Here is a 7,335-nt window from a genome sequence, read left to right on the forward strand (position 1 = left end):
CTTTCTCCCCTGGTAGGAGGATAGGGCAACGCTGGAGACGGGGCACCCACGAAGTGGGTCGCGAGCGCCTTCCAGGCCACATACAGTGAATGTATGTCTCTGGAGGTCATCTGACCTCTCAGAGGAGAAAGTTAAGCATATATTCACTGGTGTGGTTAAAGCGATAAACTCATAGCTATTATATCACACTATACGATCGATTCCAAGTGCCTTTTAATTATTATCAATCGCTGCACCTGACCGCCAACAGTGTGGCGGTTTTTCAAAGTTCTGTGCCCTATTAAAGTTTGGTAGTTATTCAAAGGTTTGTGCTCATCCTGTTGGCGGCAGGTGAGCTCAGTCGTTAGACAACAACTGCCAATGTAGGACGTTGAAGATAAGAGAGGTGATAACAATAAATGGATATAAACCAAGATCAAAAAATAGAGATATTACTCTCTTTAATGGCAGAAAGGTACACATCTACTCATCTTATGCGTGAAAGAGTTATAAAGACAGTTATGTGGTCTGTCGGATTACTTTTTGTATTTGCGGGTTGGATTATTCAAGGTGATGTCTCGCCCGGACCTTTTCAAAAGTTGTATTTATGCATTGCAGTTATTATCTTCGTAGCAACTGTCTTATACTTCCTGCATGATACTAAGAAAGGCTTTGATAGAAATTTTCAAGTTTTGGTCAGAATAGAAAAAACTCTTGAATTGTATAAGAAGGGCTCTTTTACTAATGATGGATCAGGGTTATATCCGGAACAGTGGCAGCAGGTTGGAAGAGGCAAGTTTTTCAAAAGCTGTTACATTATTGTTTGTTTAAGTGCTCTTATAGCAATTTTTGCCATCATACTTGGCGGGACACTTTAAGAAGAATAGTGCTGTTTTATTGTCTAACCCATCGCTGCAGCCGACCGAGCTACCGCTCGGCGGCTGAGCTCTGTCGTTAGAATTAAAAATAATCACACAGAGACACAAAGTCACAAAGGAATTGAATAAAACAATAAACCTTTGTGTTCTTTGTGGCTTTGTGTGAGAAAATAAAAAGGAGATATTTTAGGGTCAAACCGTGAATGTGGAATGCACAATAATTCGGTGAGGCAGAGGAAAAGGAAAAGACAGCGAATCAATGCTTTTGTCTAACCCTGTGTTGCAGTTGACGGCGGGGGACTGTGCGGTGGTCAGAGTTTTGTGGTCTCTCAAAGTTTTATCTGGCTATCAAACTTTTGTGGTAATCCTCCCCGCCGCACCTGAACTTTGTCGTTAGGCTGGGACAAAGATCCCGATAAGGAAGAAGTCAAAATGACAAATTTTTTCTCTCTAAAAGCAGGTGATTTTGGTATAGTACTTTCTTTTTTTGATATTATTTCAGGTAAAATAGAGTCTTTTGGGAAAATTAAAGAAAAAATTAAAGATATTTTCCCAAAAACAGAATTTTATTTGGGGTGGGGGAATTATGATCTTATTGCTATTTCAAAAGTTATTCGAAACTTTACTTCAATTTCACAATTAGGATTCTTTAATAATGTTCATGGAAGTAAATTTTGTCTTGGCTTCGGGTGGAATGAAATCAGTAATAATATTGGAACAAATGAACCAGTAAATACTTATCAAAAGATGCCATTAATGGGAGTCACTTTCGTTAAAATACAAAATTATCTAATTCATAGGTATGGTTTTTCAATTGAATCGGCTGTAATTAACTGGATAAATACTGAGTTGAGAAAGTTTGCTCTCGAGGAACAAAACACTTCTATTAATATTATAGGTTCATGGGGTTGGAGTGAAATTATTATCATTTTTCATAGTGATTCTTATGAGAAAATTAAGAAATGTATTCTTAAATTAAGAGAACTACCTAAATCTGAATTGGAGATATTACAAAAAGATAATGATAACAAAGGGCATGTACTTAGCACTACATTTACAAATGTTGGTTTTGAGTTTGACCTTTTATCCAAGGAAAAAGAATTAGTAACAAGCAAATTAGACTTAATTAAAGGGAATATTATACCTAAAATTTATATTTGTTGCAAACCTGGACATATGAACTCTGTTAAAAAAACAATAACAACATCTTTTAACAATGATCTTTGTGTTGAAGCCCTTTTTGGAAAAGATGATTTGCTGATTGAATTCACATCAGTTTATCCAACAAAAGATTTCATTAAGAATATGATGGATTTCGTAAAAATAGATAAGAATACTTCTTCTATTCATTCTATTGCCACTGAAATACTCTTTGATAGTTCGTTATGTGAAGGTCCTAATCGAGCTATAAAAGGCGAAGAAAGAAGTGCTCCAACTGAGTATGCTTTTTCCTCTATAGAGATAGATAATGCTTTAAAAAACTTACCCGATGATATCCCCGAAAATTTAAAGATTACTACCCGTAATATGTTTTCTCTCTACAACTCTTGCATTTCCAATCGGTTTATATATGATTCCTTTGTTGATATGAGGAGTTTTATGGAGGGGATACTCAGAAGAACAGAAAATGCAAAAAATATATCATCATTGAAAGAAATTATTGACTTTCTTAAAGGAACCTTTAAAGTCTTTGAACTTGGTTTTAGGAATCGATATTATGCAAGTTATCCTGTTTCAGAAATTAATGATCCTACACTGGAGTATAAAGGTGGAATTCAACGATTACTTACTGCAATTGGGTATCTTCAACGAGCAACCCATTACAAATTAAAAACAAATGAGAGAAATTACGAATATAAAGGTTTTTGTGTGATAGGAAATACAGAAAAAATACTTTCTTCCTATCGTATAGGGGGAATACTTCAAGTTAATACGGACCATTTATTCTATCCTGAAAAGTTATTTCAATTATGGCATGAAGACGGACATGCATTCTTCATAGATGAAAAAATCGAAAATAAACCAGAAATAAAAAGAGAAGAAAAACTAATACTAATCAAGTGTAAAAATGAAGAAGAAAAAAAGGAACTAAAAATTTTAATTAAGGATATCTTTTCTGACATTTTTGCATATAGATATGGATTTAATAAGAATTTGGACCTTTTTATTAATTCATTCTGGGCTGATTTTAAAAGGTCTCCAGGGAATATGATAAAGGATAAACAGAAATTGATTCTCTCCCTGACCTTTCACTTTACCAGAATGGTATTAATTCACTTTCATAACATGGATAGAAATGACTTAAGAGTAGGAAATACGGTTCCTCAAAACAGTATAGAAAAAGCTACTAAACAATTTATTAACTATTATGGTAAAGAGTTTAAGGAGACTCAGAATGAAAGTTTTTTGGAAGGGATTACAGATTATGTTAGTGAGTTATGGAATATAACAGGTAAATTTACGATTTATTTTAAGGAGATTGAAAATAAAATCTCTCCATCTCCTATTAAACCTCTTAATATGGAACATTTTAACGATATCTTCCGTGATGGATGTATTCCTGAAGAGATTGATGACCCTAATCATCTAATTGCAAAGATTTGTAACCATTCACTTGGGAATAAAGATAAAAGTAAAAAAACAGAAGATGAACTTTTTAAACCAAGTACTGCAATAATGCTAAGTTTATGGCATCAAGCAGTAAAAGATAAGAAAATTTTTAAATATGATTAAAATATTTAAAATTTTTTAAAAAAATACTTGACAAAAATGTAAAGAAATGTTATAAAATATCTATATAATATATAAAATATATAAAAACTATTGGTCGGTCACATCTCAATTGATGAATAAAGTTTCTTCAGGATAACATCCTTACCATTTTTATAGGGGCAAAAAGTCTAAAAATCTTCATTAATTTATGTGTGGTGAACCAATAGACAGAAAGGAAGTGTAGAAAAATGAAGAGAAAAAAAAGTGAAGAAATTAAACCGCTTACGAAGGAAGATTATTATGTAGAAAAAGAATGGCATGGCCTTTATCGAATTCCATCTGTGGATAAAATAAGGGCTTTTGAAGGAGCTTTTAAGAAGAAAAAGAAATTTAATCTCGCCATTTTTTCCGGAAAGTAGAAAACATCAAAAAAATGGTATTTTACCCATGTGATATCTATTAGAGAGATTATGATGTGAAAGTAAATAGATAAGGGAGAAAGAATGTATTTTGCGTTTTTCCCTACCTACACAATTTACTATAAGTCTCTTGCAATTAGATATTCGCCGCTATTTTGAAGAGAGATTTTATGTCTATTTTCACTTTATGGAGAGTTAATTCTGAAAGCGACGAAGGGAAAGAGACTTAATCAATAAAACTCTTTGTGACATAAATGGATTTACATTATTCAAAAAGGTAGATTTTCCGCTGTGCTCGAAATGAGAGAAAAAGAATTCAGGCGGTCATTGCGAGCACATTCAAGTCTTTCAGTGTAACCTCTACGAAGAATTTTGCTTGCCGATTTCAGGTGAATGTTTTGCAGAATGAGCAGTTAGCATTGGAGAAAAATTTCCTGATTCCTCATTTATCCATCATATTTACTATTATCTGTTATCTGTCCTTGAAGGACTCTGATTTTTAAGAAGGAGGAGATATTAGTTAGGGTCAAACCGTGAATGTGGAATGCACAATAATTCGGTGAGGCAGAGGAAAAGGAAAAGACAGCGAATCAATGCTTTTGTCTAACCCTGTGTTGCAGTTGACGGCGGGGGACTGTGCGGTGGTCAGAGTTTTGTGGTCTCTCAAAGTTTTATCTGGCTATCAAACTTTTGTGGTAATCCTCCCCGCCGCACCTGAACTTTGTCGTTAGACGGTCGAAGGAAATAGAACCTCTACCATTTATGATTGGTTGGTGATCAAATGTCTCAATATGGTTGGTACCGGTTTGAGTGGGATGATGAAGATCAAAAAAACGGAAATGTTCAACATTTGCGAGACCACAACATCGAACCAGAAGAAGCGGAGGAATGTTTTTTTCACAATTATCAGTTTTGTCGAGATGAACGACGATTTACTGATATTTACATTTTAGACGGGAGAACCGATCGTGGAAGACGATTGCGATTGGTTTTCCAAGATAAAGGGAACGGGCTTGCCCGGGTCTTTACAGGTTGGGATTTAAAACAGAAAAAGAGGTGAAAAAGGTGAAAAAACGATTTGGCAATCTATCCAAAGGAGAACAGGAAAAGATTGAGATGGAGTACCATCAAATGGATCCAGAAGAATTTGATAATCTAATGTCTGCTGCTAAAACTTATACTACTGCGTCGATCCGTTTACCCGGTGAGTTGGTCGGAAAGTTGAAAGTGGTAGCAAAGTTAGAGGGTGAATGGGGATATCAGTCAATGGTTAGAAAATGGATCACCGAACGCTTGCAACAAGAAACCCGAATGGCGTTGCGATTGTCAGAGATGCCTCTCAAGGAAGTCGTTGCAGTTTTGGAGAAACAGATTATCAAATGAGTGCTTCTTATAACGGAAGAGGTTGCTAACGAACCAAATTTTTCCTAACCTGTCGTTGCAACGGACGGCGGGGGACTGTGCCGTGGTCAGAGTTTTGTGGTCTCTCAAAGTTTTATCTTGCTATCAAACTTTTGTGGTAATTCTCCCCGCCGCACCTGAACTTTATCGTTAGATAGGAAAAAGCAACTATGAACCCAAAGTTACTATCAATATCAATTTTTATAATTTTAGTTATGGGAATTGTATTTATAAGTGGATGCAAAGACTCAAAAGCAGTTCCAAGAGATTTAGAGATAATATATGAGTGGGGAGCATGTCATATGGAAAAGGGCTGGAACACGTTAAAAATAAACTCCGATGGAGATGCTACTTTAACCGTAGAATTTTTTGGGCACAGAGAGTATAATAAGTATAGTTTCACCAATAGTGAGTTATTAGAGATTTATAGAGAGGGTGTAAGAAATAACTTTTTTCGGTTGAGAAGAAAGCATTATAACTCTAACATAAGAGATGGATGGTGCTCAGAATTAAGGATAAAAGCAGATGGACGAGAACATGAAGTTTCTGTCAGTAATATGGATGTGAAACAGATAAAGAGGATTACTCAAAAGATCTCTGAGATTCTAAAATCAAAAGGTTGCAAAATAGAACGGTATTTCTGACAACAGACAAGGGCAGCGTAGTAAGGTCAAACCGTGAATGTGGAATGCACAATAATTCGGTGAGGCAGAGGAAAAGGAAAAGACAGCGAATCAGAGCTTTTGTCTAACCCTGCGTTGCAGTTGACGGCGGGGGACTGTGCGGTGGTCAGAGTTTTGTGGTCTCTCAAAGTTTTATCTTGTTATCAAACTTTTGTGGCAATCCTCCCCGCCGCACCTGAACTTTATCGTTAGGTGGCAAAAATTAAGTTAATATAAAAGGAGAACAATCTATGGCTGTTCATATTCATCCTCATGCTCAAGAGAGGATGAAAGAACGAGGAGCTACTGAAAATGAAGTAAAGTTCACAGTGGAGCATGGAGAAAGATTTCCAGCTAAGTATAATCGTACAGGATTTCGCCATAACTTTACTTTTAACAATATTTGGTGTGGAAGATATTATAAAAACAAACAGTTAGAAGCTTACGCTGTTCAAGAAGAGACTGACTGGAGAGTCATAACTATAATCACTCGTTATTTTTAAAATTAGAAAGGAGTAAATATCATGAGATTCACTTATGATCCTCGCTATAATGTTGCTTACATTCGCTTTCACAAAAGAGATACTGAAGTGGAAACAATACGAGTAAGTGATGAATTAAATGTAGATATAGCACCAGATGGAACTATTTATGGGCTTGAACTCTTAAATGCAAACGAGCAATTGAATCGTGAGGATAGAGGTAAACTTTTGGTCATTAACGAAGCAACTGGGGAAGAAAAGGAACTCCTTTTAGCTGTTAGCAGGTAGAATTGGAGAATTGTGTCCAGACCTTGATTATGGAATAGACAATAATTCGGCAAGGGAAGATGGGGATTAATACTCAATTTTGCATATTAGTCCCTGACAAAATATAATGATATACATTAACTTTTTTCTGTTTGATAAAGTAAAAACTTTATGATATTATTCATAATAGCCGTTCAGATAATAACTGGTTAGACTAAAAGAGATTAAACCACGAAGGGCAGGGAGAACACAAAGTGAAATTTGATGAAATATCTAATGAAGTTAGCAAATATTAAAGTTGGCTTGTTGATAAATTTCAAGGTAGAAAGGTTGAAAGAAAGCATAAAAAGATTTGTCTTGTCCAATCTTCGTGACCTTCGTGCTCTTCGTGGTAAAAAAACAGTCTAACCACATATTAAAGGCAATTTGTCAAGAGAAAAATTTATCCCTATAACGAATTTTTTAAATTTTTAAAAAGATTCGTTTCTCTTGCACAAATAACGGACTATGGTACTGCAATCCATGCATGAGACTG

Annotated in this window: 9 protein-coding genes; all 9 read left to right on the top strand. The window is 35.2% G+C overall.

What is annotated here, in order from left to right; genetic code table 11:
• Window positions 1-398 precede the first annotated feature (398 nt).
• The 9 genes from AB1414_12315 (at window position 399) to AB1414_12355 (ending at window position 7,208) form a co-directional block, all read left to right on the top strand.
• On the top strand, window positions 399-857 hold the full coding sequence (locus tag AB1414_12315; protein MEW6608207.1) for a hypothetical protein: 459 nt from the start codon (window positions 399-401) through the stop codon (window positions 855-857).
• Window positions 858-1,289: 432 nt separating this feature from the next.
• Complete coding sequence (locus tag AB1414_12320) at window positions 1,290-3,590, top strand: hypothetical protein (GenBank protein MEW6608208.1); 2,301 nt, start codon at window positions 1,290-1,292, stop codon at window positions 3,588-3,590.
• A 227-nt stretch (window positions 3,591-3,817) separates the two neighbouring features.
• On the top strand, window positions 3,818-3,988 hold the full coding sequence (locus tag AB1414_12325; protein MEW6608209.1) for a hypothetical protein: 171 nt from the start codon (window positions 3,818-3,820) through the stop codon (window positions 3,986-3,988).
• A gap of 766 nt (window positions 3,989-4,754) precedes the next feature.
• Entirely contained in the window at window positions 4,755-5,048 is a 294-nt protein-coding gene (locus AB1414_12330; GenBank protein MEW6608210.1) for a BrnT family toxin, read from the top strand.
• A gap of 5 nt (window positions 5,049-5,053) precedes the next feature.
• On the top strand, window positions 5,054-5,371 hold the full coding sequence (locus tag AB1414_12335; GenBank protein MEW6608211.1) for a hypothetical protein: 318 nt from the start codon (window positions 5,054-5,056) through the stop codon (window positions 5,369-5,371).
• 188 nt (window positions 5,372-5,559) lie between these two features.
• A complete protein-coding gene (locus AB1414_12340; GenBank protein ID MEW6608212.1) occupies window positions 5,560-6,033 on the top strand; it encodes a hypothetical protein in 474 nt (157 codons plus the stop codon).
• 269 nt (window positions 6,034-6,302) lie between these two features.
• Entirely contained in the window at window positions 6,303-6,554 is a 252-nt protein-coding gene (locus AB1414_12345; protein ID MEW6608213.1) for a DUF4258 domain-containing protein, read from the top strand.
• A gap of 21 nt (window positions 6,555-6,575) precedes the next feature.
• The gene (locus tag AB1414_12350; protein ID MEW6608214.1) at window positions 6,576-6,821 is read left to right on the top strand and encodes a DUF2283 domain-containing protein; all 246 of its coding nucleotides are present in this window, start codon (window positions 6,576-6,578) and stop codon (window positions 6,819-6,821) included.
• 243 nt (window positions 6,822-7,064) lie between these two features.
• Entirely contained in the window at window positions 7,065-7,208 is a 144-nt protein-coding gene (locus AB1414_12355; GenBank protein MEW6608215.1) for a GxxExxY protein, read from the top strand.
• The last annotated feature ends 127 nt before the right edge of the window (window positions 7,209-7,335 follow it).

The organism is bacterium, from assembly GCA_040755795.1.
GTDB lineage: Bacteria > UBA9089 > CG2-30-40-21 > CG2-30-40-21 > SBAY01 > JBFLXS01.

What these genes read in the sequence shown, in the direction of transcription:
- AB1414_12315 (MEW6608207.1), top strand. Translation starts at nt 399, where the DNA reads ATGGATATAAACCAAGATCAAAAAATAGAGATATTACTCTCTTTAATG.
- AB1414_12350 (MEW6608214.1), top strand. Translation starts at nt 6,576, where the DNA reads ATGAGATTCACTTATGATCCTCGCTATAATGTTGCTTACATTCGCTTT.
- AB1414_12325 (MEW6608209.1), top strand. Translation starts at nt 3,818, where the DNA reads ATGAAGAGAAAAAAAAGTGAAGAAATTAAACCGCTTACGAAGGAAGAT.
- AB1414_12355 (MEW6608215.1), top strand. Translation starts at nt 7,065, where the DNA reads ATGAAATATCTAATGAAGTTAGCAAATATTAAAGTTGGCTTGTTGATA.
- AB1414_12320 (MEW6608208.1), top strand. Translation starts at nt 1,290, where the DNA reads ATGACAAATTTTTTCTCTCTAAAAGCAGGTGATTTTGGTATAGTACTT.
- AB1414_12340 (MEW6608212.1), top strand. Translation starts at nt 5,560, where the DNA reads ATGAACCCAAAGTTACTATCAATATCAATTTTTATAATTTTAGTTATG.
- AB1414_12345 (MEW6608213.1), top strand. Translation starts at nt 6,303, where the DNA reads ATGGCTGTTCATATTCATCCTCATGCTCAAGAGAGGATGAAAGAACGA.